A 24,929-nucleotide genomic window follows, 5' to 3' on the forward strand; every position below is an offset into this window, starting at 1 on the left:
GCCTACTTTCTATCGCCGATGCCGGGAAATGAGCCGGAAAATGGGTCGGGAAAGTAGCCCCTGCGGGCCAGCGAAAACCGAGACTTAACGCTCACTTCAGGTGTAATCCTCGTCATAGTCGGTCACGACACACAATGTTTACCGGGCAAAGTCGCCAGATTCGCCCAGCTCTTGGCAAACTACTGTGGGAACAATCGCTCTGTAAGGGGAACCATGCGCAAGACTGCCGCCGAAAACACCAACATCCGCCTTAAGGCCGTGCTGGACGTTCTGGCAGAGGGGGTGTTGTCCGGTGACTCTCAGAACGCCGGCGCCGTGCTGGCTGAAGCGCTCGTTCGGGTGCCGCTGAACGCCTACGAAGCTGAACTCCTCAGCGGCGGCATTCCCCGTGGCCACAAATCACTGACCACTGCCACGGCCAAGCTGGTCAAGGCTGGCTGGCTCGTCAAGGGACGCTCCGGCTGGACCATCACCGAAGACGGGCAGCGCGCAACGGTCGCCTTCCCGGACGCGGCCAGCTTCTCGGCAGCGCTCGACGCCGGTACTCCGGTCCCTGCCGACACGCCCCTTCCGGTGGCCGCACCTGCCAAGCCGGCGGCCGCGGCAGAGGTGGCAGAGGCTGAGAAGGCTCCGTCCAAGGCGGCGAAGATTGTCGACAAGGCGGCCAAGCTGATCGAGGACGCAGTAGCTCCTGTAGCCAATGCTGTGCGCAAGAAGGCAGAGGCCGACGCTGAAGCGCTGGCTCCCGCCGTCGAAGACTCCACGACGACCATCGACCAGCCCGCCGCAGTGGCCGTGGCCGGCGACTTCAACACCCTGCTGGGAGCTCCGGAGAACTGGGCGCCGCAGTACGACGAATCGCAGATGAAGCTGGACGAGCTGGAGCAGCTGTGGAAGCTCTCGGCTGAAATCCCGGCCGGCTACTACAACTTCAAAATCGCACTCAACCGCTCCTGGGATGAGAACTACGGCGCGTTCGGCGCATTCGATGGCGCCAACCACGAACTGCACCACTCCGGCGGCCAGCTCACCATCCGCTACGACCACCGGACGCGGGACATCACCGTCAACTGATCCTGTCCGGCCAAAGCCCCGCTGCAGCACATGCTGCAGCGGGGCTTCGCTGTTCCCGACCCGCCGCTAGAGCCCGTCGAGACCCGTGCCGCTGGTCGAGCTTGCCGAGACCGAGGTGAGCCTGGTCCGCTGGTCGAGCTTGTCGAGACCGAGGTGAGCCTGGTCCGCTGGTCGGGCTTGTCGAGACCGAGGTGAGCCTGGTCCGCTGGTCGGGCTTGTCGAGACCAAGGGGAGCCTCCCGGTCTTCGGTGCCTTCGGAGCCGGTTCGTTATTGACGGCAACACTTTGGACGCGGTGCCCTCCAACGTCTTCCCGAGCCAATGGACAAAAGCCCAAAATGGGGAGCACGTTCGCAACTCAAGGAGGAGCTTTGCGTTATTCAGGGACTTTGTCCGCGGCCGCCGTCTTGGCCGCCGTAGTCGCACTCGCCGGCTGCGGGGCGCCTGCCTCGCCCGGTGGTGGAGGGTCTGCGGCACCAACAACTTCAGTCTTTTCGTCGGATCCGGCCACCGCAACGGGTAGTGGAACTGCAGCGGCAACCGACAGTCCCGCGTCTGCCACTGCCACGCCGTCCGCAACGTTGCCTGAGGACTGGAAGACGTTTACGACGTCGGACGGCAAGTTGGCCTTCGACCTTCCGTCCGTGTGGACCATCAAAGACCCTGCCGGACAGACGCCGCAGGGCGGCGGCGTGTTCGTGGAGGTCCGAAATCCTGCAGGCAAGGCGATGGCCACTCTGCGCACCAACATGGTGGTTGGCGCGGAATGCCTCAAGAAGCAGCCGTACGGCATGTACGACTCCGAACCGCTACCGGCACTGAAGCAGTCCGGCAGCACGCCGAGGTTCACGTTCGAGTCGCGGCAGGACGATACCGCCACCGACCCCGCCAAGATGACGATCCTGGCCTACGGCATCACGTCGGCGCCGGAACCGACCGGGCCCACGGCCTGCCCGATAGCCCATTTCTTCACCTGGCCGCCAAGCGGGGCGATGTTCGGCGGGGTCTACAACCCGTTCGACACCACCCCGGGAAATCCGCCGAACGTGGACACGCCTGAGGCGTACATGGAAACCCCCGAATACAAGAACATCCGCGCCATGATCACCTCGCTCCGTCCGGCGGGGTAGGGCTGGTCGAGCCCGTTCTGGTCGAGCCTGTCGAGACCAAGGTCGCCGGCGCTACATTGGTTTCATGACTGACTCGAACGCAGCCGACCCGGACAGCGTCCGCCTCACCGCACGGGTCACGGGCATGGTCCAGGGCGTCGGATTCCGGTACTGGACCGCGCGCAAGGCCGATGAGCTGGGGCTGACCGGTTCGGTCAGGAACGACGACGACGGTTCGGTCGCCGTCGTTGCCGAGGGCCCGCAGCCGGACATCGTCGAATTCAGGCGCTGGCTCGGATCATCGCACGCGCCGGGGAGGGTGGCGCACGTCGACGAAAAGGTTTCCCCGGCTGAAGGCGGATTCAGGAGCTTTCAGGTTGTCGGCTGAGTCTCCCCGGGCTGAGACCGAGGAAGGCCCCGAGCTCCTCGAGCGCGAACGGTCGTGATGGCATATAGTTCGTGAGCTCAGGGGAGCGCACGACCACCGCCCGCCATTGGCCACGGGACACAGCCACATTGATCCGGTTGCGGTTGAGCAGGAATTCGGCTCCGCGCGGTGCCTCGGCAATGGCCGAACACGCCATGGACACGAGCACCACGGGAGCCTCCTGGCCCTGGAACTTGTCCACCGTGCCCACCCGCACATCGGACAGGCCCTCATGATCCAGGGCATGGCGGATGGCCTGCACCTGGGCGTTGTACGCAGCCACCACCAGGATGTCCTTGGCATCCAGCGGCCGGATTGGCTCGTCCTTGCCCGGCGTCCACTTGAGGCCGATGTGTTCGCGCGCCAGTCCGACGATCGCTGCCGCCTCTTCGGCCGAGCTAGTGCTGTTGCCGGAGTGCTGCACCAGAACGGTTTCCACGCCCGGAGGTACCCCGTCGAGGTGGCGCAGGGATGCCGCAGGCGCGGATTCCAGCCTGCCGTCGTAGCTGAGCACCGACACCTTGCGGCAGAGTTCAGGATGCATCCGCCAGGAATCGGCGAGGAAATAGCCGAGCTCGGCAGGCATCGTGGCGTGCCCGGCTGACAGCCACCCCAGCGCCGACTCATCGACCGGCTCAGGATGCGATCCCTGGGTGACCTGGGGAAGCTGCTGCGGGTCGCCGAGCAGCAGGAGTCGCTTCGCAGAGCGAGCCACAGCCAAGGTGTTGGCCAGCGAATACTGGCCGGCCTCGTCGATGACCAGCAGGTCCAGCGAACCAGCGGGCACGCATTTTCCCGTCATGGTCCAGGCGGTTCCGCCAACCAGACAACCGCCGTCCGCGTTCAGGAGCCGCGCGATGTCCTCGTCAGCGACGCAGGTCCACGGAACGTCGTGCGGTTGAGACAGCTTCTTGGCCACCACGGCGGGATCCACCCCGGCCTTCGCAATGGCCGTGCAGAGCATGTTCTCGACGACGGCATGGGACTGGGCGACGACGCCCACCTTCCAGCCGGCCTGCACAAGTCGGGCGATGACGTGGGAGCCGACGAACGTCTTGCCCGTTCCCGGAGGACCCTGCACCGCGAGGTAGGACCGGTCCAGGTGTTCCAGCGCCTGGGTAATGGCAGACACGTAGTCAGCGTTGCCCTCCGCATCGTTGCCGGCTGCAGGCAGATTCGGGATGCCAGCGAGCCTGGGTGCTGTCCGGCGCAGGATGTCCACGCCGGGGTGCTTGGGAAGTTCTGGCAGCGAGGAGCCGACGAGCTGCGCGAGTTCTGCCAACGCGGCTTCGATGCTGACGGTGGGAATGGGGCGGTCGTCTGTCAGCGCCATGGGCAGCTGGAAGTACGGCGGCACCTTTTCCTTGGATTTCTCCTTGATGGTGATAACGGTCCGACCGTCCTGGTCGGGATGGTCCTCGACGGCTTCCACGAGCGTGCCGAAAATGCCGTCCCGGGAGGGCGGAATGGTGGCTTCGTGGCGTGCTTCAGCAGCGCCTGCCGACGACTCCGCTGCGCCCGTGCCCGCCAACCACGTTGCCGCACCTGCAGGCTGGCCTGCTGCCGTGCGCCGCGGGGTCCGCCCGCCGTCGACCTCCCCGAGCCCGTCAGGCAGGGGGTCCTCGAACATCCTGAACCAGGTGGAACCGGGCTTGAACTCCGAGCCCTCGCTCATAACCCCGGTGAGCCGCAGCGTGCGGGACTCCGTCCGGGCGCGGACAGTGGGCGGCGCCCAATCTGAGATTACCTCGGCCGCTTCGACAATGAACACGTTGCGCTGGTCCCGCCACCTGTCGATCTCGGATTCCAAGCGGTCGAAGTGCTCCCACCAGAACTGCTTGCGCTCCCGTCGGTGATAGCCGGTGGCCGCCGCGACCATGGCCACGGCCTGCTCGTCCGGCGTCAGCTCGCGGTGCTCCGGAACGGCGTCCAGGAAGGCGCGCAGGCTTGCTTCCTCCGGCGAAGGTTCAGCGTCCGGGACTGCATTTGACGGCGTTTGGGATACGGCCGCTGTCCCCGCGCCGGCAGTCGTCCCGACACCGGCAGCCTCGGGAGCACCGGCCCCCGCCAAAGCAGTGTGCGCACCGCCACCGCGCAGCTGCAGCAGCCAGTCCCGAAGGCGAAGGGTGGAAAGGCAGTCGTACTGGTTGTAGTCGGAAATGGAGGCCAGGATGGCGTCCGCATCCGCCCGTGTCTCGGGGCCGGCGTCGCGCGCCTCGCAGTAGGCGGCGTAGGCCACCACCGAAGCGCCGGCGTCCTTGACGTCCCCGGACCGCAGGTTATCTCCCATATACAGGGGCTCGAGCTTCTTGATGGAGTACGAGGCCTCGGAAATCCGGAGTGAATGCCGGACCGTGGCGTATAGGTCCACGAGGAGCCCGTCGCGAAGCCATGAATCCACCACGTCCTCGCCGGCGACGTGGTTCAGCGAGAGGTTGCGCAGGGCCGTTTTTTCGTAGGGCGCGTAGTGGTAGACGTGCATGTCCGGATATTTGGCCCGGCGTTCCTCCACGTAGGCGAGGAAGTCCAGGAACGCCTGCCGCTCATCCGCGCGCGAGTGGGCCCAGAACGGCCGGAACACCGGTTCCTGGCCCGGCGGATCAGTGGGCCGCGGAGCCTCGATCACGCCGAAGAGGTACTCCAGGCCCCATTGGCCCGCGGGATCCTGCCAGAGGGGGTCGCCCTCGAAGTCGAAGAAGATGTCGCCGTCACTCGGGGCAGGAATCCCGGCCAGTGCGTTCTCGGCCAGCACCTTGTAGGTAACGGTGTGCGGCTGGCCCTCCTTCACGAAGGTGCGTGAGCCGTCCTCAACCTCCCGGCCGGTCTGCATCCTGGCCTGGTCCCGCAGCCGCCGCCGCGAACCTGTGGCCAGGTGCGGAGGCAGGTCGGCGAGGGCGTCAATGCTGGTGATGCCGTCCGCAACGAGCTTCTTCCGCTGGACGGAGGTCATGCCTGCCACCATCAGCAGGTCCCGGTGCCGGGCCACCTGCTCGGCGCAGTAGTCGCACCTGCCGCAGTAACTGACGCCGGGCTGCTGCCACGCCACGGGGGCCTCCATGTGGCGGTGCGCAGCGGTGAGCTCACGGAACCGCGCCCGACGCTCGCGGTACACGGGCAGCAGATCGGTCAGCGAGTGCGAGCTGCGCTCCATGTTTCCGAGCACCAGGGTGACACGCGGAGCGGGTTCGAGTCCGAGACTGATCAGTTGGTCGCCATACGCAGCAAGCTGCAGCAGGGCCCCCACCTTGGCGTGCCGAGCCAGCTTGGTGTCCCAGACCGCGTACCGCGGGGCACCGCCGTCGCTACCAGGCAGGTCAGAACCAAGCCGGCCAGGGCCAGGCACGTCAGAACCAGGCGAGTTAGCTTCCTCCCGCACCAGGAAGTCCGCATAGCCAAGAAACTCGCCGTCGAAGAAGGTGGCCTGGAAGACGACGTCGGCGCCGGTGCGGAGGGCGGCGGCGGTTTCCCGGGCTTTGTCCGCCAAGTCGGCTCGGTCAGTGGTTCCGCGGTCAACGCAGTAGACCCCTGTGCCGCGCGACGGATCCCAGGCACCGTGCTCGCCGATGAGGGCGGCCAGCACCTTGTGCTCGTGGAGGTCGCCGAGCTTGCCGGCCCGTGCCTGCATCTCGTCGGCGGGGGAAAACGGCTTTGGGGGAGCGGCCCAGCTTCTCGTCGAGGATCCGCAGCATGCGGTACTCGCACTCGCTCGCGGCCACGAGGTCGCTGGCTGAGAACACCAGATCAGCAGGCGCCCCCGGCGTGGTTGGGTCGAGCAGGAACATGGGGCCTCCCCATTGGCAGCCTCGCTCCGGGACGGTTCCCGGTGCGCTGATTTGAATCTAGCAAGAGGCTATGACAATCAAACCGGGCCGGGAGCTTGCCTACCCAGGAGCTGCGCCAATGGGGGACCCTCCATGCTTGCGCAGATTAGTGGGCGGGCTGCCGACCATTGTGAGAGTAGGTGAGGCAGTCGGCGTTGTCCGGGCCGGGGCCAACGTGGACTTCCGCTGCCTTGCACATGAGGTGGTCATTGTGGACGCATTCCGCCCGCTGACAGGCCCCGACGCCGGCGAGGACTTTCGGCAGGCCGCCGTGCGTGCCGGTGTCGATGAACGTGGCACACGAGGCGTGGTCTGTGCTGCCGCCAACCGTGATGGCCTCGGCGTTACATTCAGAGTGGTCGTTGAAGGAGCAGTTGGTGACGCTGCAATCGGCTACATGCGTGCTCATGGGATTCCTCCAGGTTCCGGACGCCCGGGCGGGCGACGCGCTGTTCCCAACGTAGGCCGGATGGGCCGGAACAAAAAGACCCAATTGTGTTGCGTAATTGCAGGAACTGCGCTCCCGCATCCGAGCCCCATGGACCCTTTGCGGGCACCGTTCTAGACTGGCAGGACCTCCACCTTTCAGGCTTGACGACGCCGTCCCGCCTTCCAAGGGAATGCCCCGGAGGGAGCATCAAATCGCTCATGAATCACCGCCGACCCTTCACGGGGAAGGGTCCGTGACGCCAGGAGGAAAGAGATGGAAGGGAACAAAGCCGTTGCCTACAAGGCACCCGGCAAGGTGGAAGTCATCGATATCGATTACCCCACTTTTGAACTCAAGGACGGGCCGGGGGTCAATCCGGCCAACGTGGGGCGCCAAGTTCCCCACGGTGCAATTCTCAAGACGGTGGCCACCAACATCTGCGGCTCGGACCAGCACATGGTCCGTGGGCGGACCACAGCGCCGCCGGACTTGGTGTTGGGCCACGAAATCACCGGCGAGGTGGTGGAAGTGGGGCCCGGCGTCGAATTCATCAAGGTGGGAGACGTCTGCTCCGTACCGTTCAACATTTCGTGCGGAAGGTGCCGGAACTGCAAGGAGCGCAAGACCGGGATCTGCCTCAACGTGAACCCGGACCGCCCGGGCAGCGCCTATGGTTACGTGGACATGGGCGGCTGGGTCGGCGGCCAGGCCAACTATGTTCTGGTGCCCTATGCGGACTGGAACCTGCTCAAATTCCCGGACAAGGACCAGGCCATGGAGAAGATCCTGGACCTCGCCATGCTCTCGGACATCTTCCCCACCGGCTACCACGGTGCCGTATCGGCAGGAGTCGGCGTCGGCTCCACCGTTTACGTCGCCGGGGCCGGTCCTGTGGGCCTCGCAGCGGCGACCAGTGCGCAACTGCTGGGTGCCGCCGTCGTAATTGTGGGTGACATGAACAGTGACCGTCTGACCCAGGCCCGCAGTTTCGGATGCGAGACAGTGGACCTCACCAAGGGCGGGCCCGCGGAGCAGATCGAACAGATCCTGGGTGTACCGGAGGTGGACTGCGGCGTGGATGCCGTGGGCTTCGAGGCGAAGGGCCACGGCCAGGGCGCGCAGGAGGCGCCGGCAACCGTGCTGAACTCGCTGATGGACATCGCTGCTGCAGGCGGCGCGCTGGGCATTCCGGGCCTGTACGTGACGGGAGATCCGGGCGGCATCGACGAATTTGCCAAGAAAGGCGCGCTGAGCCTGAGCCTGGGCACCGGCTGGGCGAAGTCGCTGAGCTTCACCACGGGCCAGTGCCCGGTGATGAAGTACAACCGGCAGCTGATGATGGCGATCCTCAAGGACCGCGTGAGCATCGCCAAGAACGTTAACGCGAAGCCGATCCTGCTGGAGGACGCACCGAAGGGGTACGCCGAGTTCGACGCCGGCGCCGCCACCAAGTACGTGCTGAACCCGAACGGATACCTCAGCTGACGTAGATGCAGCACGGGGACCGTGTGCGGCCCGGCCCAATGGGTTGGGCCGCACACGGTCCCCATTGCCGTCGTCGGGGAGTAGGGCCAGACTCGTGGAAAGACCAACCCAGATGCAGGAGGAGATATGAACAGCCAGCCTGACGAGACTCCGCTCGAAGTGCCGGAAGCGGATGCGTTTGAGCAGCGCCAGCCGGCAGGCGGTGACTCTGGGGACGAGGAACAGCTGCCGTTGCCCGAGGACGTTCCCGAGGCGGACGCCCTGGAGCAGAGGACTCCGCTGCGGTCCAATGGCCCGGCTGCCGCCCCGGACCTCTCTGCCGAGGAAGCGGCCGAGGCCGACGCCATCGAGCAGGCCGCGGGCACGCCCGGCAGCGATGAGGAAGACTACCCGTTCGCGGGCGAGGTGCCGGAGCAGGGCTGAGCGGCCGCGGGTCCCGACGGCGGTGCGTCCGGTCACTTGCCGCCAGCTACAGTGCCGCCGCACTGGGCCAGGACAGCGGCCATCGCGGTGCGCTCGGCCTGGGTCACCCACAGCTTGTACTTCGCCTTGACCGAAATCTGCCGCGCGACGTACGGGCAGCGGTAGGCCTTGCTGCTCGGCAGCCAGGTGGCGGCGTCGCCATCCGACTTTTGCTGGTTGGCGGGTCCGGATGCGGCCAACAGGTTGAGGGGATCGTTGGCGAAGACGGTCCGCTGTGCCTTGCTAAGGCGCTGGGCACCCTTCTGCCACGCGTCGCTCAGGGCAACCACGTGGTCGATCTGGACCGCGCTGCTGGTTTTGCTGCCCCGGGTGAAGGCGATAGTGGTGGCCGTGTACGGATCCGCCAGGGAGCCGGTCAGGACTATGCAGTTGTTTGTGCCCGGCTTGAGGGTCGTCTTGGTGAGGTCCCGGGCGAGGATGTCGTTGCGGGTGTCACAGCCGTTGTGGTCCGTGTCTTGCCACGCCGGCCCAAACTCTTCCCGGTCGTAGCCCGTTTTGGGTGCCGCGTCCTTTGACCGGGAGGGTGGCGAGGAGGTCGGCTGCTTTGACAGCGTAGCCGGGCGCGTTGCCGGCTGACCCGCCGGGGACAGCGTCCGACGACGGCTGCCGGGTTGCGCTGATGGCTCCGCCGCAGGCGGTGGTAGCCAGGATGACGGCGGCAAGGGCGCCGGCTGCAAACCAGTTCCTTCTGCGGGGCGGTGCTTGGTGCAAGGCGGTGAACTCCCGTGGCGCTGGTTGTCGATTCAACGATCGATGGTACTGGCCGGTCGGGCGGAGCTGGCGGTGCCACGCGGATGACGTACTGAAAAGCAGAGAGCCCCGCACTGCCTGACGGCTTTGCGGGGCTTCTCCTAGCGGCAGGACCACCTCGGATGGGGGATACGCGGTGGGCCTGTTCCTAGGCTAGAGAAGTTTCCTGAAAATTGGCTAGGAATGTGCTGGATTTCTTTGCGGAGCTGTTTGGCTGCGCGCGTGGCCACCGGTGAAGCTACTCGTCCTTGACTTCACCGCCGGGCTAAACCAGTGTTGAAATCGCACTGACCAGCAGGTTTTCCTTTAAAGGAGATGCGTCATGACTCTTCCCGCAGGCCTGACCCCCGGCATCTGGACTCTCGACATGTCCCACAGTGAGATCGGCTTCAGCGTGCGGCACGCCGGGATCAGCAAGGTCCGCGGGCGGTTCCGGGAAGCAACCGGTGAAGCCCACGTGCGCGATTCCCTGGCCGATTCGTCGCTGCATGCCACGGTGAGCACCGCCAGCTTCGATTCCGGTGACGCCAACCGAGACGCCCACGTGCAGGGGGCTGATTTCTTCGACGTCGCAGAGTATCCGGAGATGACTTTCAAGGGCACGCACATTGAGGGCGACGGCGAGGACTACACCCTGACTGGCGACCTCACCATCAAGGGCATCACCAAGCCGGTCGAGCTCGAGGTCGAGTTCACCGGCATCGCCGTCGACCCCTTCGGCGCCACGCGTGCAGGCTTTTCCGCCGAGACCGACATCAGCCGCAAGGAGTTCGGCCTGACCTGGAACGCGGCCCTGGAAGCCGGCGGGCTCCTGGTCAGCGACAAGGTGAAGATCAACCTCGAGGCCGCGCTGGTGAAGCAGGGGTAAGCCGCCGAACCAAGGACGCTGATCGAGCTTGTCGAGATCAAGGTCCGGGTTTCGACAGGCTCAACCAGCGGAAGGCACCCGCTGATCGAGTTTGTCGAGATCAAGGTCCGGGTTTCGACGGGCTCAACCAGCGGAAGGCACCCGCTGATCGAGTTTGTCGAGATCAAGGTCCGGGTTTCGACGGGCTCAACCAGCGGAAGGCACCCGCTGATCGAGTTTGTCGAGATCAAGGTCCGGGTTTCGACGGGCTCAACCAGCGGAAGGCACCCGCTGATCGAGTTTGTCGAGATCAAGGTCCGGGTTTCGACGGGCTCAACCAGCGGAAGGCACCCGCTGATCGAGTTTGTCGAGATCAAGGTCCGGGTTTCGACGGGCTCAACCAGCGGAAGGCACCCGCTGATCGAGTTTGTCGAGATCAAGGTCCGGGTTTCGACGGGCTCAACCAGCGGAAGGCACCCGCTGATCGAGCTTGTCGAGATCAAGGGGCGCCTGGTTTCGACGGGCTCAACCAGCGGACGGCACCCGCTGATCGAGCTTGTCGAGATCAAGGTCCGGGTTTCGACGGGCTCAACCAGCGGAAGACACCCGCTGATCGAGCTTGTCGAGATCAAGGTCCGGGTTTCGACGGGCTCAACCAGCGGAAGGCACCCGCTGATCGAGCTTGTCGAGATCAAGGGGCACCCGGTTTCGACAGGCTCAACAATCGGAACCTCAACCAGCGGACTCAGGAAAGCCGGGCGATGCTTCGCCTTACGGGGCGGGATACTGTGCCGTCCGAGAAGAGCTCGGGCGATGTGGCCTGGATGCGCTTCACGTCCTCGAAGACGCCCCGCAGGTGCACGCGCAGCGAGCTGTCGGCTTCGGTGCGGTTGTTGGCCTCGAGTGCGTCCACCACGGCGGTGTGCTGTTCGATCAGCGTGGACACGGGCCGGGTGTCGATCAGGCTGAGCCGGCGGGCACGGTCCAGGTGGGCCTTGGCCGAGTTGACCGCGGTCCAGGCCGACTCGTGCCCTGCCAGCCGAAGGAGCCCGCGGTGGAAGTCCTCGTCAAGCCGGAAGAACTCCTCGACGTCGCCGGCCGCCGCTGCGTTCCGCTGTGCGCCCAGGATCTCCCGCAGGCCGCCCAGCCCGGAGGCGTCAACCACCGCATCCTTCAGGGAGGCGCATTCAATGGCTTCGCGGACGAACTGGGCCTCCGCTACACGGCCCAAGTCCACAAGCGAGACGAACGAACCGATCTGCGGGAAGACGTGCACCAGCCCCTCTTCGCGCAGCAGGATGAGGCTTTCGCGCACGGGCGTCCGGCTGACACCTAGTTCCTGGGCGAGTTCGTTTTCGGACAGCGGCTCGCCGGGAGGAAGCTGCAGGGAGATGATGCGACGCCGGAGCGTATCCAGTGTCTGGTCCCGCACGGAAAGCCGCGGAGACTGTCCTTTTTCGGGTTTGCCGGTTGCCATGCATCCAGTGTAGCCATCGTTGACAAACTAGAATGGTAGTGCTTGTATGGTAGTCAGCAAACGGCCACAGGACGGCTCTCCTGTCCGACAAACCGGCCACATTTCACAGGCATATCTCTCCACCTCCCCTTCTTCATCGCCTGCAAAGGAGCAACAGATGACCGAGAGCATCGCACCGCCCACCGCCAAGACCGAAACAAGGACCACTCGCGACCTTGCGAAGGTTGCGGTCTCCGGCTGGCTGGGAACGGCCATGGAATTCATGGACTTCCAGCTCTACTCGCTGGCTGCGGCCATCGTCTTCAACAAGATCTTCTTCCCCGACGTGAGCCCGGTCATCGGCCTCATCGCCGCGATGGCAACCTACGGTGTGGGCTACGTGGCCCGCCTGGTCGGCGCCGTGTACTTCGGCCGCATGGGCGACAGGATCGGCCGCAAGAAGGTCCTTTTCATCACCATCGCGCTGATGGGTGCGTCAACCACGCTCATCGGTGTCCTGCCCACTTACGCCATGGTCGGCATCTGGGCGCCTATCCTCCTCGTGGCCCTGCGCCTGATCCAGGGCTTCGGTGCTGGCGCGGAAATCGCCGGCGCCACAGTGATGCTGGCGGAATACGCCCCGGCCCGTCGCCGCGGCCTCATTTCCTCCCTCGTCTGCCTCGGCACCAACTCCGGCACCCTCGCCGCCTCCGCGCTTTGGGCCATTCTGGTGGCGGTTCTCTCCGAGGACCAGCTGCTGACCTGGGGCTGGCGCCTGCCGTTCCTGGCCAGCTTCCTGCTGATGATCTTCGCCGTCTGGATCCGCCGCTCCCTCAAGGAGAGCCCCGTTTTCGAACAGCGTGAGGACGTCGTCGACGGTGTCGCACTCGCCAAGCGTGACCTCGCCGCCGAGGCGGGCACCGCATCAAACGATGCAGGCGAGGCCAAGCACACCACCCAGTCCACCAGCACGATCGAAGCCGCGCTGCACCAGCGCAAGGGCAAGTCCTTCCTGATCGCCCTCGGCCTCCGCTTCGGACAGGCCGGCAACTCCGGGCTCATCCAGACCTTCCTCATCGGCTACCTCGCCACGGTCCTGCTCATGAACAAGTCCGTCGGCACCACGGCCATCATGATCGGCTCGATCATCGGCTTCGCCACCATCCCGCTGATCGGCATCCTGGGCGACCGCTTCGGCCGCCGGCCCCTGTACATGATCCTGAGCGCCCTCACCGCCCTGTTCGCGATCCCCATGATGATGATGGTCACCAGCGGCAACCCGACGCTTGTCACCATCGGCGTCGTCGCCGGCCTGAACCTGGGTGTGCTGAGCCTCTTCTCGATGGAAAGCGTCACCATGGCCGAGTTCTTCGGAGCCCGCACCCGCTTCACGCAGCTGGCCCTGGCCAAGGAGATCGGCGGCATCCTCGCCACGGCCATCGGCCCGATCCTCGCCGCCACGCTCACCGCCGTCACCGGGCACTGGTGGCCGCTGGCAGCCATGCTCATCGGCTACTCGCTGATCACCCTCGTGGCCGCCACAGTAGGACCCGAGGTCCGCGGCCGCGACATGGTCCGCCTGGAAGATGCCGCATGAAAGCCGTCGTCGTCCACGGCGCCAACGACCTCCGCATCGACGAACGCCCCGAGCCCGTCGCCGGGCCGGGAGAGGTGGTCCTCGACGTCGAATGGGGCGGGATCTGCGGATCCGACCTTTCCTACTGGCGCCACGGCGCCTCGGGGACCGCGCAGCTGAAGTCCCCGCTCGTCCTGGGCCACGAGGTGGCCGGCCGGATCGCCCAGCTGGGCGACGGCGTCGAACACCTCGACGTCGGCCAGCCGGTCACGGTCCATCCCGCGGAACTCGTGGGGGACGGGACAATGCCGGAGCGGCTCAGCGGCCGCACCAACCTGTACCCGCAGATCCGCTACTTCGGATCGGCAGCCTTCGATCCGCACACCGACGGCGGCTTCAGCGAACGCAAGCTGGTCCGCGCGTCGCAGATCCGTCCGCTTCCCGACGGCGTGGACACCCTCCGCGGGGCACTGGCCGAACCGCTCGCCGTCGCCCTTCACGCGGTGGGGCGTGCGGGTTCGCTCGCCGGCCGCGACGTGCTGGTCAACGGCGCCGGGCCGATCGGCTCCCTGGTGATCGCGGCCGCCAAGTACGCCGGCGCACGGACCGTCATCGCCGCGGACATCAACGACGCCTCGCTAAAGATCGCAAAAGCCATGGGCGCGGACGAGATCCGGAACCTGGCCGACGGCGGAACCCTGCCGGAGGACGTGGAGCTCGTGTTCGAGGCCACCGGCATCCCCGCGGTGCTCGGCGGTATCCTCCGGGCCACTGCCCGCGGCGGCACCATCGTCCAGGTGGGCAACCTGCCCGGCGCCCCGGCCCCGGCCGCACTCGGGGATCTCGTGACCCGCGAGATCACCTGGATTGGCTCCTACCGGTTCGCGGACGAAATCACCGATGCGCTCAAGGCCATGTCCGACGGCCTGGACGTCTCACCCGTCATCACCCACAAGTTCGGCATCGACCAGGCCGCGGAAGCAATGCGGGTCTCCGCGGACCCGGCCGCCGGCAGCAGCAAGGTCATGCTCCGCCTCTCCTGACCCAGGTTTCGGCCGGCTCAACCAGCGGTACCGCTGATCGAGCTTGTCGAGATCAAGGGCTCATGACGCCATCTGCTGCGACCTACTTGCAATACTCGACACACAAAAGGACCCAACCAGTGAAGATCACCGACGCACGAGTAGTGGTTTCGTCGCCAGGACGGAACTACGTCACGCTCGTTATCGAAACCGAGGACGGGATTACCGGCATCGGCGACGCCACCCTCAACGGACGTGAACTGGCCGTGGCATCCTACCTGTCCGATCACCTCTGCCCGCTGCTGATCGGCCGCGACGCCCGCCGCATCGAGGACGCCTGGCAGTACTTCTACAAGGGCGCCTACTGGCGCCGCGGGCCGGTGACCATGACCGCGATCGCCGCGATCGACGTCGCACTTTGGGACATCAAGGGCAAGGCCGCCGGCATGCCGGTGTACGAACTGCTCGGCGGTGCGGCCCGTGACGGCGTCATGGTCTACGGCCACGCCAGCGGCTCCTCGCTGGAGGACCTCAGCGCCGACTTCCAGCACCACCTGGACCTCGGCTACAAGGCGATCCGCGCGCAGGCCGCCGTGCCGGGACTGGAGAAGACCTACGGGATCGCGCCCGTGGATGGCAAGACCTACGAGCCCGCCAGCGGCAACATCCCGCAGGAAGACCTGTGGGAGACCACCGCGTACCTGGACTTCGCGCCGAAGATGATGGCGCACGTGCGCGAAGAATTCGGCTACGGGGTGCACGTCCTGCACGACGTGCACCACCGGCTGACGCCGATCGAGGCCGGCCGGCTGGGCGCCTCCCTGGAGCAGTACCGGCCCTTCTGGATCGAGGATCCGACGCCGGCCGAGGACCAGTCGGCGTTCCGCCTGATCCGCCAGCACACCACGACGCCGATCGCCGTCGGCGAGGTGTTCAACTCGATCTGGGACTGCCAGCAGCTGATCACCGAACGCCTGATCGACTACATCCGCACCTCGGTCTCACACGCCGGCGGCATCACGCACCTGCGCCGGATCTTCTCGCTGGCGGACCTGTACGGCGTCCGTTCCGGCTCGCACGGCGCGGGCGACCTTTCGCCGGTGTCCTTCGCCGCGGCGCTGCACGTGGACATGAGCATCCCCAACTTCGGCGTCCAGGAGTACATGGGCCACCGCGACCCCGCCGGTGAGGTCTTCAAGACCTCCTATAACTTCACGGACGGCTACATGCATCCAGGTGACGCCCCCGGCCTGGGGGTCGAGTTCGACGAGGAGGCGGCCGCCAAGTTCCCGTTCGACCCCAAGTACCTGCCCATCAACCGCCGCCTCGACGGGTCGGTGCATGACTGGTGAGTAACCCCACACAAGCACAGCCGTTCGACGTCGTCGCCATGGGGGAGATCCTCCTCGAGGTGGCCACCGATGTCCCGTTCGGGCACGGCGTTCCGGCGCAGCTGGGCATCTCCGGCGACGCCCTGAACGTCGCGGCGGCTGCCGCTGCCGCCGGTGCCCGCACCGCGCTGCTGGCCGTACTGCCCGACGACGACCTCGGCCAGGCGGTCGCCGCACGGATCGCTGAGCTCGGCATTTCCACCGAACTCCTGAAGTTCCGCCCCGGCCAGCAGGGCGTGTACCTGGTGCACTGCGACCCCGACGGGCAGCGCGAGTTCTCCTACGCGCGCAGCGGCAGCGTCGGCTCCACGCTGGGGCCGGACGACGTCGACCCGGACGTGTTTGCCGCCGCCGGCGCCGTGATCGCCGGCGGCATCGCCTGCGCCATCTCGGCCACGTCCCGCGCCGCCGTCTTCAAGGCCGCCGAGGTGTCCCGCCGCTTTGTCTTTGACCCGAACTATCGGCCGCGGCTCACCTCCGTGGAGGATGCGACGGCGGCCGTCACCGGGCTTTCGCCGAAGGCGTTTCTGGTGACGCCGTCCTTCCCGGGGGAGACGTCGGCGCTGCTGGGCGCGTCCTCGCCTGCCGAGGCGGCCGCCAAACTGCGCGCGCTGGGTACGGCCAATGTGGCAGTGACGTGCGGGGCCGAGGGAATCCAACTGGAGAGCGACAGTGATTCAGCCTGGATCGAAGCCATCCCCGCGCCGGCAGTGGTGGACCAGACCGGCGCGGGCGACGCCTTCGTCGGCACGCTGACCGCGCGGCTGGTGCTCGGCGACAGCCTTCCCGAGGCTGCCCGGTACGGCGCGGCCGCGGCATCGCTCGTGGTGGGCGGCAAGGGTGGCACGGGCTTCATTCCGAGCTTCGAGCAGACCCGCGCCCATGCCCTGGGGCATCAGACTCTGGGGGCGCTGATCGTGGACACACCCGAAGGAGAGCTGTCATCGCACGCCTGAGCAGTGCCACCGTCAGCAGTGCCAACCTGGGCATTAACACAGGAACGGCGGCAGCGTTCCCGGGCGCCGAGTTCCCCGGTGGCGCGCTCCGGGCCAACGGCCTGAAGCCCGGCATCGTGCACCTGGGCCTGGGCGCCTTCGCCCGCGCCCACACGGCCATCTTCACCGAGAACGCCATGCTGGCCGCCGGGGAATCCGGCTGGGGGATCACAGGCGTCACCCAGCGCTCGGACACCGTGGCCCTGCAGCTTGCCCCGCAGGACGGGCTCTTCACTGTGGCCGAACGGGGTGAAGGTGCCGCGCCGCTCCGCGTGGTCTCGAGCATCGTGGACGCCATCTCGGGGCGGGACAACCCGGCCGCCGTGGTGGACCGGATCGCCTCGCCCGATACCCTCGTGGTCACGCTGACTATCACCGAGAAGGGCTACCGGATCCACCCGCAGACCGGATCCCTCAACACCGCGGATGAGGAGGTCCGCGCCGACCTCGGCGGGCGTGCGCCGCTTACGGCCATCGGGCAGATCGCCCGCGGCCTGCAGCAGCGTTCCCGTGCCGGAGCCGGGCCGCTCACCGTGGTCTCGTGCGACAACCTTCCCGGGAACGGCGAACTGACTGAGAAGCTGGTCCACGCCTTCGCCGCGGCCCTTCCGGCTGCTGAGGCCGAACCGCTCACCGCTTGGCTGGACACGAACGTCACGTTCCCCAGCACCATGGTGGACCGGATGGTGCCGGCCACGACGGCGGGTGACCTGGACGCCGTCGAACGTGAACTTGGGCTGCGGGATGAGGCCGCCGTGGTGGCCGAGCCGTTCATGCAGTGGGTCATCGAGGACAACTTCGCCGCCGGCCGCCCGCGGTGGGAGGAGGCCGGAGCCCTGTTCAGCAGCGACGTGGCGGCCTGGGAAGCGGCGAAGCTGCGGCTGCTGAATGCGAGCCACTCACTGCTGGCCTATCTCGGCCTCGCCGCGGGCAAGGTGACCATCAGCGACGCCGTGGCCGAGGAAGCGTTCTTCACAGCTGCGCGGCGCATGATGGCAGAGGATGTCCTGCCCACCATCACACTTCCGGAGGGGCTCGACGCGGACGGATACTGCGCCCAGGTGCTGGCCCGTTTCGCCAACCCGGCGCTCGGCCACACCTCGGCCAAGGTGGGCAGCGACGGTTCGCAGAAGATCGGCCTGCGCCTGCTCAGCACCGTGCGGGGAAACCTCGACGCCGGCCGCGAACCCCGGTGGGCCGCGCTCGCCGTCGCTGCGTGGATGCGGCACGTCGCCGCCACGCCGGCGGAAAAGCTGGACGATCCGCTGGCCGCCGAACTCCATGCCGCGCTGCCGGTTTCGCGCTCCGCGGCCGACGTGGTCCCCGCTCTTCTGGGCTGCCGCAGCATCTTCGACCCCGAACTCGCGGCGCATCCCGGGTTCGCCGACCTCCTCATCCACTGGTACAGCATCATCGACACGCACGGGCTGGACGGCCTGAGAAAAGAGATCAACCATGGCTGACGCCACCAGCGTTCTGAACGTCTCCCCGGTCATCCCCGTGGTGACCATCGAGGACCCGCAGCATGCGGTTCCGGTTGCCCGGGCCCTGGCCGACGGCGGCGTCCGGACTATCGAGCTCACCCTCCGGACGGACACCGCGCTGACCTCGCTGAAGGCCATCGCCAACGAGGTGCCAGACATCCTGGTAGGAGCCGGGACCATCCTCACGCCCGCGCAGGCGGACGCTGCTGTGGCGGCGGGCGCGCAGTTCCTGGTCAGCCCCGGCGTGACGCCGTCGCTGCTGGACCACATGCTCTCCCTCGAGGTGCCGGTGCTTCCGGGTGTGGCAACTGTGGGCGAGGTGATGGCCGTGCTGGAGCGCGGGCTGGACACCATGAAGTTCTTCCCGGCCGGCCCTGCCGGCGGCCCGTCCTACCTGGCAGCCATCGGGGCACCCATCCCGCAGGTGAAGTTCTGCCCGACCGGCGGCATCAGCCTGGTCACGGCACCGGACTACCTCAGGCTGCCCAACGTCAGCTGCGTCGGAGGCAGCTGGCTGACGCCGCGCGCCGCCGTCGAAAGCGGGGACTGGCAGCAGATCACCGAACTGGCACGGGAAGCGGCAGCGCTGGGCTGACTGCGACGGCCGGCGCTGACGAAAGTTGCCTCAGATCTACTTGACCGTAGATCTGCCTCCGGGACGCGCGTAAAGTCGGGAAAGACCGGTCCTAAACCGGTCGCAGCCTGAACAGACGCACAACCTAAGGAGTTCATCATGAACTTGGGCAACATGATCAGGAATGCCGCAGGACGTATTTCCGGACGAACCACCAACGGAACCACCGGAGGATACACACGGGGCTACACGCGGGGCGCCAGGCCGAACACCACGGGACGGACCTCTTCCATGGGCCGCGGCCGCACCGCCGGGGGTATCGGAGACAAGATCCGCCACATGCTCCACCGGCACTGACGCTGAGACACACAAGTCCAGTCCCTGAGGTCCATGGCAACCCGGGACTGGCACAACAATTACAAGAAGCGTTTGGCCGCAGCCACCCGGTGTTTGCCGCGGCCACCGTATGCGCAGGGGAGGTTGCCGTGGCGAGCCGCGGCGCCTCCCTTGCTGCTGACTTCGAGATTGGGTCGGTCTCCAAGGGGATTACCGGGCTGCTGTATGCCGAAGCCCTGAGCCGGGGCGAGCTGGGTCCCGACACCACGCTGGGGGAGCGGCTGCCGCTCGCCGACTGCCCCGCGGCCGGCGTGACACTGGTTTCACTAGGCCGGCATTCTTCGGGCCTGCCGCGGCTGCCTAGCCAACCCGGTACATTGCGCCGAACGCTCGCCCTGACGCTGCACGGCACCAACCCCTACGGCGAAACCCTGGCGGAGCTGCTGGACCAGGCCCGCACAGTGCGACTTCCCGCTGGGCTTCCCGTCCCGCGGCCGCGCTATTCCAACTTCGGCTTCGAGCTCCTGGGCCATGCCGTCGCCGCCGGTGCAGGCTTGAGCTTCCAGGGCCTGCTCCGCGAGCGGCTCGCAGTTCCGCTCGGGCTAAGTTCTGTTTACGCGCCAGCTGCCGCCGCTGAGGTGCGGCCGACGGCGGTCACCGGCCGGAGCCGCTCGGGCAGGATGATGCAGCCGTGGACAGGAGAAGCGCTTGCTCCGGCTGGCGGGATCCGTGCCTCGATCAGCGACATGGCCCGGCTGGTGCAGGCCCTGCTGGACGGTTCGGCGCCGGGGCTGGCCGCGCTGGATCCCGTGGCGAACTTCACCGGACCCGCCGCGCGGATCGGTGCCGGCTGGATGACCCTGGAGGTGAAGGGCCGCAGGGTCACCTGGCACAACGGCGGCACCGGCGGTTTTCGCTCCTCGGTGGGACTGGACCGGAAGGCGGGGGGCGCCGTCGTACTTCTGACCGCGACAGCGGCGCCCGTGGACCGCCACGGCTTCCGGCTTCTGCAGGAACTAGCCGCCCGAAGCTGGCGGCAATAGCAACTACTTCTCGCCGGCGCGCTCCAGTGCCTGGTCGTGCTCGGCGTGGGCCCGGTGGATCAGGTCCATGAACTGGGTCTCGTTCCGGATGAGCCGCTTGTACTTCTCCGGGAGCTTCTTTAGTTCCTGCTCTTCGCGAACCATCTTGCCGAAGATGCGTTCACGTTCGGCCATGTCCGTTTCGAAGTTGAGGTCCACGTACTCGGTGGCGTGCCGCTTGGCGCCGGACACCATGGTTCTGGCCTTGCCCTTGGGGCTGAGGACCGAGCCCAGGATGGTGATAGTCAGCATGCCGAGGATCACGATGAGTGAGATGGCGGTGCTGATTTCCACGACGTTCACCGGGTTACCGTCGTTGATGAACGGCAGGGTGTTCTCGTGCAGGGCGTGCAGGACCAGCTTCACACCGATGAAAGCGAGGATAGCTGCGAGTCCGTAGGAGAGGTAGATGAGCCGGTCCAGGAGCTCGTCGATCAGGAAGAACAGCTGCCGCAGGCCCATGAGGGAGAACGCCGTGGCGGTAAAGACGATAAAGACGTTCTGGGTCAGGCCGAAGATGGCCGGGATGGAGTCCAAGGCGAAGAGGATGTCCGTGCCGCCGAGGGCAACCATCACCAGAAGAATGGGCGTGAGGACCTTCTTGCCGTCCACGTGGGTGAAAAGCTTGTCGCCGTCGTAATGCTCGGAGGCGGGCAGGAACTTCTTGGCAAGCCGGACCACCAGGGTTTCGTGGTCGTCGTCGTGGTTGTCCGGCTTGAGCAGGTTCCCGGCGGTGACCAGCAGGATCAGCCCGAAGATGTAGAACACCCACGCAAAGCTATTGATGAGGGCGGCGCCGAGGAAAATGAAACCGGTCCGGGCCAGCAGGGAGAAGGCAATGCCGAACAGGAGCACCTTCTGCTGGTGTTTCCGGGGCACCTTGAAGCTGGACAGGATGATCAGGAAGACGAACAGGTTGTCCACGGACAGTGCCTCTTCCGTCACGTAGCCGGCGAAGTACTCGGTGCCCATCTTGGAGCCGCCGAAGAACCAGACGCCCAAGCCGAACGCCAGGGCCAGGCCCACGTAGATGGCGGACCAAGTGGCCGATTCCTTCAGGGTGGGGGTGTGGGCCTTGCGGACGTGGAAGAAGAAGTCGAAGGCTAGAAGCGCGAGGATTCCGGTAACCGTGAGGATCCAGACGATAGGGGGAACTTCCATGCTGCCTCTTTCCAGAGCGCTTCGGGCGGGGCGTGCAAGACAACCCTACCCAGTGCGCTCTGCCCGCCCGCAACAGCAGGTGCCCCCCAACTGACTCGCAGTTGTTGTCGTTATGAGGGCTCAAAACGGCAACAACTGCGAGTCAGTTGGCCTAGAGGCTGCTCAGCCGTACATCAGGGAGCCCGGCGTCGTCAGCTGCTCCCCGGTCTCGAGCCAGGTCTTCAGGCCGGAGAGGATCATCGGCCAGCCGCCGTAGAGCTGTTCGTTGGCGCCTTCGCGGAGCTGGTCGTGCGTGACGGTGAGGTGGCATGAGTCGTCGCCGACCGGCTCGATTTCCCACGTGACGCGGGAGGTGCCTTCGGCCTTGACGTCCTCGCCCCAAAGCGCGCGCATGGTCTGCACCAGCCGGCGCAGGGGATCGACCTCGAGGTTCTCGCCCTCGCCCAGGAGCGCCCCGGCTTTGGGGTTGGCCATCTCGAAACGGGAGCCCGGCGTCCAGTCCGACTTCAGCGTGTTTCCGAACTGGTACTTGCTGCGGATGTCGCTGTCCGTTATGGCTTCCCAGAGCCGTTCCGGAGTGGTCTTGATGTAGATTTCGAAGATCTTTTCCATGGGATTTTCCAATCGGGATTTGAGGTCGCTGAGCGCAGCGGCCCATGGTTCTGCGTATTTGCTCACCCAGCGGTCGTGGACGAGCCTGATGGGCACCGGGTTGAGGAAGTGCAGTTTCTCGCGGCCGCGGCGCCTGGTCACCACGAGGCCCGCCTCTTCCAGGATTTTCAGGTGCTTCATGACGCCGAATCGGGTGATCTCGAACCGCGACTCCAGTGCGCTGAGGGTCTGGCCGTCCTCCCTGAAGAGCGCGTCCAGCAGGTCCCTGCGGATGGGGTCGGCCAGGGCCTTGAATACGGCGTCCACACGGCCAGAATAGGTGACCATTTGGTCACATGTCAATGGTTCGCCGGGTCCCTTATTCCCCAAGTAGGTAGCAGGTCAGGGCGTTCCCAGCCCTGGGAACGCCCTGATCTGCGACTCAGTTGCGTGTGAGAGCTCGGGGAGGGAGGCGTGCGGGCGGCAAGGGCAAAACGGACCGCAGCGCGACGGCGTCAGTCCGCCAGCGTCAGGAGCTTCCCCTCCGTGACGGCCTGCCGGGAGAGCGTTTTGTAGCCCTCCTGCTCGAAGAGCACGGTGATCACGTCCTCCTCGTGCCGCATGACGATGCCCGCGCCCCACTCCTTGTGCACCACGGATGCCTGGAGCGGGAAGGCTTCCCCACCAGCGGCGGCCGCGGCGCCGTCGTCGTAATCCTCCTCGTAAGCCGAACCGTCGGCGCAGTTGTCGCAGTTGCCGCAGGGTTCGGGGAGATCCTCGCCGAAGTAGCCGAGCAGGAACTGGCGCCGGCAGGCGTCCGTCTCCGCGTAGCCGCGCGCCATCTCGATGCGCGAGCGGTCCACGCGCTGGCGTGCTTCTGCGAGTTCGACGGCGTGTTCCACCACCTTGGGCAGCTTGGCGTCAGTATCCAGCCGGATGCCCCGCTTGAGGGCCTTCACGGAGCGGGTCTCCTGCAGCTCGTTGAGCAGGCCGGTGAGCCGGCGGGTGGGGATGCCGGTCTGCTCGGCGAGCGCCTTCTGGGTGACCGGGCCGTCGGCGGCGCGCAGGGCGGTGAGGACACCGAGCAGAGCGTCCTCGTCCGGCTTATGGGTGCCGAAGAACTTGCGCAGGCCAAGATCCTCGGGCCGGTAGTGCAGAACGGCGGAGGCGGGGTCTCCATCCCGGCCGGAGCGGCCGATCTCCTGGTAGTAGGCGTCGAGGGACTCGGGAATGTCGGCGTGGATCACGAAGCGGACGTTTGGCTTGTCAATTCCCATGCCGAACGCGGTGGTCGCCACCACGACGTCGAGTTCGTCGTCGAGGAACTTTTCGTGGACCTGGTCGCGCTCGCTCTGCTTCCGGCCGGCGTGGTAGGCCTCGGCGCGCAGCCCGCGCTCGGTGAGCTCCGCCGCGTAGGTCTCGGTGTCCTTGCGCGTGGCGGCGTACAGCAGACCGGGGCCCCTCAGCTCGGCCACCTGCTCCACGACGGCGCGCCGCTTGTCCCGGTCCTCAAGGTGCCGGACGACGTCGAGCCGGATGTTGGGCCGGTCGAAGCCGCGGACCAGCACCAACGGGTCGTTCATGCGCAGGCGCTGCTGAATCTCGTCACGGACCGGGGGAGAGGCGGTGGCGGTAAGCGCGGCGACGGGCGGGTTGCCGAGCTGCGCGCGGACCTCGCCGAGGCGTAGGTAGTCGGGGCGGAAATCGTGCCCCCAGGAGGAGACGCAGTGGGCCTCGTCCACCACGAACAGGGAGACGTCCATGGCGGCGAGCCGCTCCACCGTCTCGGACTTGGCCAGTTGCTCCGGCGCGAGAAAGAGGAATGCCGCCTCGCCCCGCTCGGCCGCCTCCCACGCGTCCTCCACCTCCGAATCCTTCCGGCCGGAGTTAATGGCGACGGCGGACGCCCCGCCCAGGTCCTCCAGCAGGCCGTCCAGCTGGTCCTCCTGCAGCGCAATCAACGGCGAAACGACGACGGCGGGACCGCGCCTTGCGCTGTTGGCCGCGGAGGCGTCGGGGTGCTTGGCGGGCTGGCCGCCGTCGATCGCCGCGCCGTCTGCGTGACCACCGTGGATGAACAGCGCGGACACCTGGTAAATGGCGGACTTGCCATATCCCGTGGGCATGACGGCGAGGACGTCACGGCCCTGGACGAGGGCGTGCATGCCGGCGAGCTGGCCGTCCCTAAGGCGGGGGAGTCCGAAAGTGCCGGCGGCGAGCTGGCGGAGGCCGGCGTCGGGGTCTGTGCTGATGTCAGCGATGGACGCGGCATCTGCGTCGGCTGCGGGGGTGGTGGCTGTGGGGGCGAGGGCTTCGGTCATGGTGGCGGCTCCGTACGGGCGTTCCAAGGCCGGGTGTCTTCAGCCGTGGAACCCACCCTAGTGCGAGGCAGGGCCAGACGTCATGTCCCCTGTAGTGCAGGGGCACCTGCGGACCAGTCCCGTCACGCGACAGACCCGGCCACGCCGCGGGGTCAGCCATTCACCCCGCCAGCCGGTCAGCCCGTCAGAGGGAGCGGACCCTTCGGACCCCAGCCCCTCGGTCCGCGGCCGGGAATCGCGTGTGGGAGTGGATTCTCACGCTTGCGTGGGCGGCCCTCGACTTGGGGATGATGAGCTCCCCGTGGCCGCCGCGGCTCATGTCGCGGATGAGGCCAGTGCCGGCGATTTCCCTGATCCAGGAGATTCCCGCCACGGCAGCCGCTTTGGTGGGGTACTGCACTGAGACGGCCACCAGGCCCCCTGTTCCGTCCAGAAGCCTGACGCGGAAACCGCCGTCCGGAGCATCGACGATTTCAAAGTAGCCGGCCATGACAAACCCCTTCGTTCGTGCACCT

The 24,929-nt window shown here is 66.6% G+C and carries 23 protein-coding genes; 14 read left to right on the top strand and 9 right to left on the bottom strand.

The features are described from left to right. Positions 1 to 213: 213 nt before the first annotated feature. Positions 214 to 1,074, top strand: a complete 861-nt coding sequence (locus QFZ33_RS06170; protein ID WP_307025771.1) for a pullulanase X25 domain-containing protein — start codon at positions 214 to 216, stop codon at positions 1,072 to 1,074. A gap of 375 nt (positions 1,075 to 1,449) precedes the next feature. Here QFZ33_RS06170 and QFZ33_RS06175 read toward each other — a convergent pair whose 3' ends face one another. After that, entirely contained in the window at positions 1,450 to 1,728 is a 279-nt protein-coding gene (locus QFZ33_RS06175; protein ID WP_307025773.1) for a hypothetical protein, read from the bottom strand. Between QFZ33_RS06175 and QFZ33_RS06180 the strand changes: the two genes are divergently transcribed. Together QFZ33_RS06180 and QFZ33_RS06185 are read left to right on the top strand one after the other, a co-directional pair. Continuing rightward, complete coding sequence (locus QFZ33_RS06180) at positions 1,718 to 2,203, top strand: hypothetical protein (RefSeq protein ID WP_307025775.1); 486 nt, start codon at positions 1,718 to 1,720, stop codon at positions 2,201 to 2,203. The two genes, QFZ33_RS06175 and QFZ33_RS06180, sit on opposite strands and share 11 nt — an antisense overlap. Positions 2,204 to 2,267: 64 nt before the next feature. Beyond that, a complete protein-coding gene (locus QFZ33_RS06185) occupies positions 2,268 to 2,570 on the top strand; it encodes an acylphosphatase (protein ID WP_307025777.1) in 303 nt (100 codons plus the stop codon). Here the strand turns inward: QFZ33_RS06185 and QFZ33_RS06190 are convergent. Together QFZ33_RS06190 and QFZ33_RS06195 are read right to left on the bottom strand one after the other, a co-directional pair. Next, positions 2,545 to 6,234 (bottom strand): TM0106 family RecB-like putative nuclease, encoded by a 3,690-nt coding sequence (locus tag QFZ33_RS06190; RefSeq protein ID WP_307025779.1) that lies wholly within the window; start codon positions 6,232 to 6,234, stop codon positions 2,545 to 2,547. The genes QFZ33_RS06185 and QFZ33_RS06190 overlap by 26 nt on opposite strands. 302 nt (positions 6,235 to 6,536) lie before the next feature. Next, entirely contained in the window at positions 6,537 to 6,839 is a 303-nt protein-coding gene (locus QFZ33_RS06195) for a DUF1540 domain-containing protein (RefSeq protein WP_307025781.1), read from the bottom strand. 294 nt (positions 6,840 to 7,133) lie between these two features. On the opposite strand from QFZ33_RS06195, the gene fdhA reads away from it, so the two are divergent. Next, positions 7,134 to 8,345, top strand: coding sequence for a formaldehyde dehydrogenase, glutathione-independent (fdhA, locus tag QFZ33_RS06200; RefSeq protein ID WP_307025782.1), 1,212 nt, complete (start codon positions 7,134 to 7,136; stop codon positions 8,343 to 8,345). A gap of 126 nt (positions 8,346 to 8,471) precedes the next feature. Continuing rightward, positions 8,472 to 8,768: a hypothetical protein gene (locus QFZ33_RS06205; RefSeq protein WP_307025784.1), complete on the top strand. Its 297-nt coding sequence runs from the start codon at positions 8,472 to 8,474 to the stop codon at positions 8,766 to 8,768. 32 nt (positions 8,769 to 8,800) lie between these two features. Here the strand turns inward: QFZ33_RS06205 and QFZ33_RS06210 are convergent, their stop codons facing one another. Continuing rightward, positions 8,801 to 9,505: an HNH endonuclease family protein gene (locus QFZ33_RS06210; protein WP_307025786.1), complete on the bottom strand. Its 705-nt coding sequence runs from the start codon at positions 9,503 to 9,505 to the stop codon at positions 8,801 to 8,803. 395 nt (positions 9,506 to 9,900) lie between these two features. Here QFZ33_RS06210 and QFZ33_RS06215 point away from each other — a divergent pair, with 395 nt between their 5' ends. Next, positions 9,901 to 10,446: a YceI family protein gene (locus QFZ33_RS06215; RefSeq protein WP_307025788.1), complete on the top strand. Its 546-nt coding sequence runs from the start codon at positions 9,901 to 9,903 to the stop codon at positions 10,444 to 10,446. A 724-nt stretch (positions 10,447 to 11,170) separates the two neighbouring features. Here QFZ33_RS06215 and QFZ33_RS06220 read toward each other — a convergent pair. Next, positions 11,171 to 11,902 (bottom strand): GntR family transcriptional regulator, encoded by a 732-nt coding sequence (locus QFZ33_RS06220; RefSeq protein ID WP_307025790.1) that lies wholly within the window; start codon positions 11,900 to 11,902, stop codon positions 11,171 to 11,173. 157 nt (positions 11,903 to 12,059) lie between these two features. Here QFZ33_RS06220 and QFZ33_RS06225 point away from each other — a divergent pair, with 157 nt between their 5' ends. The 8 genes from QFZ33_RS06225 (at position 12,060) to QFZ33_RS06260 (ending at position 20,302) form a co-directional block, all read left to right on the top strand. Further along, positions 12,060 to 13,478, top strand: coding sequence for an MFS transporter (locus tag QFZ33_RS06225; RefSeq protein ID WP_307025792.1), 1,419 nt, complete (start codon positions 12,060 to 12,062; stop codon positions 13,476 to 13,478). Beyond that, on the top strand, positions 13,475 to 14,500 hold the full coding sequence (locus QFZ33_RS06230; RefSeq protein WP_307025793.1) for an L-idonate 5-dehydrogenase: 1,026 nt from the start codon (positions 13,475 to 13,477) through the stop codon (positions 14,498 to 14,500). The genes QFZ33_RS06225 and QFZ33_RS06230 overlap by 4 nt, the downstream gene beginning before the upstream one ends. Positions 14,501 to 14,619: 119 nt before the next feature. Then, positions 14,620 to 15,831 carry a D-mannonate dehydratase ManD gene (gene manD, locus QFZ33_RS06235; RefSeq protein ID WP_307025796.1) on the top strand — a complete coding sequence of 404 codons (1,212 nt, stop codon included), beginning with the start codon at positions 14,620 to 14,622 and terminating at the stop codon, positions 15,829 to 15,831. Positions 15,832 to 15,869: 38 nt separating this feature from the next. Next, positions 15,870 to 16,826 carry a PfkB family carbohydrate kinase gene (locus QFZ33_RS06240; protein WP_307031696.1) on the top strand — a complete coding sequence of 319 codons (957 nt, stop codon included), beginning with the start codon at positions 15,870 to 15,872 and terminating at the stop codon, positions 16,824 to 16,826. A 116-nt stretch (positions 16,827 to 16,942) separates the two neighbouring features. After that, complete coding sequence (locus tag QFZ33_RS06245; RefSeq protein ID WP_307025798.1) at positions 16,943 to 18,328, top strand: mannitol dehydrogenase family protein; 1,386 nt, start codon at positions 16,943 to 16,945, stop codon at positions 18,326 to 18,328. Beyond that, a complete protein-coding gene (gene eda / locus QFZ33_RS06250; protein ID WP_307025801.1) occupies positions 18,321 to 18,944 on the top strand; it encodes a bifunctional 4-hydroxy-2-oxoglutarate aldolase/2-dehydro-3-deoxy-phosphogluconate aldolase in 624 nt (207 codons plus the stop codon). The genes QFZ33_RS06245 and eda overlap by 8 nt, the downstream gene beginning before the upstream one ends. 138 nt (positions 18,945 to 19,082) lie before the next feature. Beyond that, a complete protein-coding gene (locus tag QFZ33_RS06255) occupies positions 19,083 to 19,280 on the top strand; it encodes a hypothetical protein (RefSeq protein ID WP_307025803.1) in 198 nt (65 codons plus the stop codon). 128 nt (positions 19,281 to 19,408) lie between these two features. After that, positions 19,409 to 20,302, top strand: coding sequence for a serine hydrolase domain-containing protein (locus tag QFZ33_RS06260; protein WP_307025805.1), 894 nt, complete (start codon positions 19,409 to 19,411; stop codon positions 20,300 to 20,302). Positions 20,303 to 20,305: 3 nt separating this feature from the next. On the opposite strand, the gene QFZ33_RS06265 is transcribed toward QFZ33_RS06260, so the two are convergent. From QFZ33_RS06265 to QFZ33_RS06280, 4 genes are all read right to left on the bottom strand, one after another. Beyond that, positions 20,306 to 21,502: a TerC family protein gene (locus tag QFZ33_RS06265; RefSeq protein WP_307025807.1), complete on the bottom strand. Its 1,197-nt coding sequence runs from the start codon at positions 21,500 to 21,502 to the stop codon at positions 20,306 to 20,308. Between the two features lie 162 nt (positions 21,503 to 21,664). Further along, complete coding sequence (locus tag QFZ33_RS06270; protein ID WP_307025809.1) at positions 21,665 to 22,420, bottom strand: ArsR/SmtB family transcription factor; 756 nt, start codon at positions 22,418 to 22,420, stop codon at positions 21,665 to 21,667. Between the two features lie 188 nt (positions 22,421 to 22,608). Then, entirely contained in the window at positions 22,609 to 24,414 is a 1,806-nt protein-coding gene (locus QFZ33_RS06275) for a RecQ family ATP-dependent DNA helicase (RefSeq protein WP_307025811.1), read from the bottom strand. 184 nt (positions 24,415 to 24,598) lie between these two features. Beyond that, positions 24,599 to 24,904, bottom strand: a complete 306-nt coding sequence (locus tag QFZ33_RS06280; RefSeq protein ID WP_307025813.1) for a YegP family protein — start codon at positions 24,902 to 24,904, stop codon at positions 24,599 to 24,601. Between the last annotated feature and the right edge of the window lie 25 nt (positions 24,905 to 24,929).

It is taken from the genome of Arthrobacter globiformis, from assembly GCF_030815865.1.
GTDB classification, from domain to species: domain Bacteria; phylum Actinomycetota; class Actinomycetes; order Actinomycetales; family Micrococcaceae; genus Arthrobacter; species Arthrobacter globiformis_B.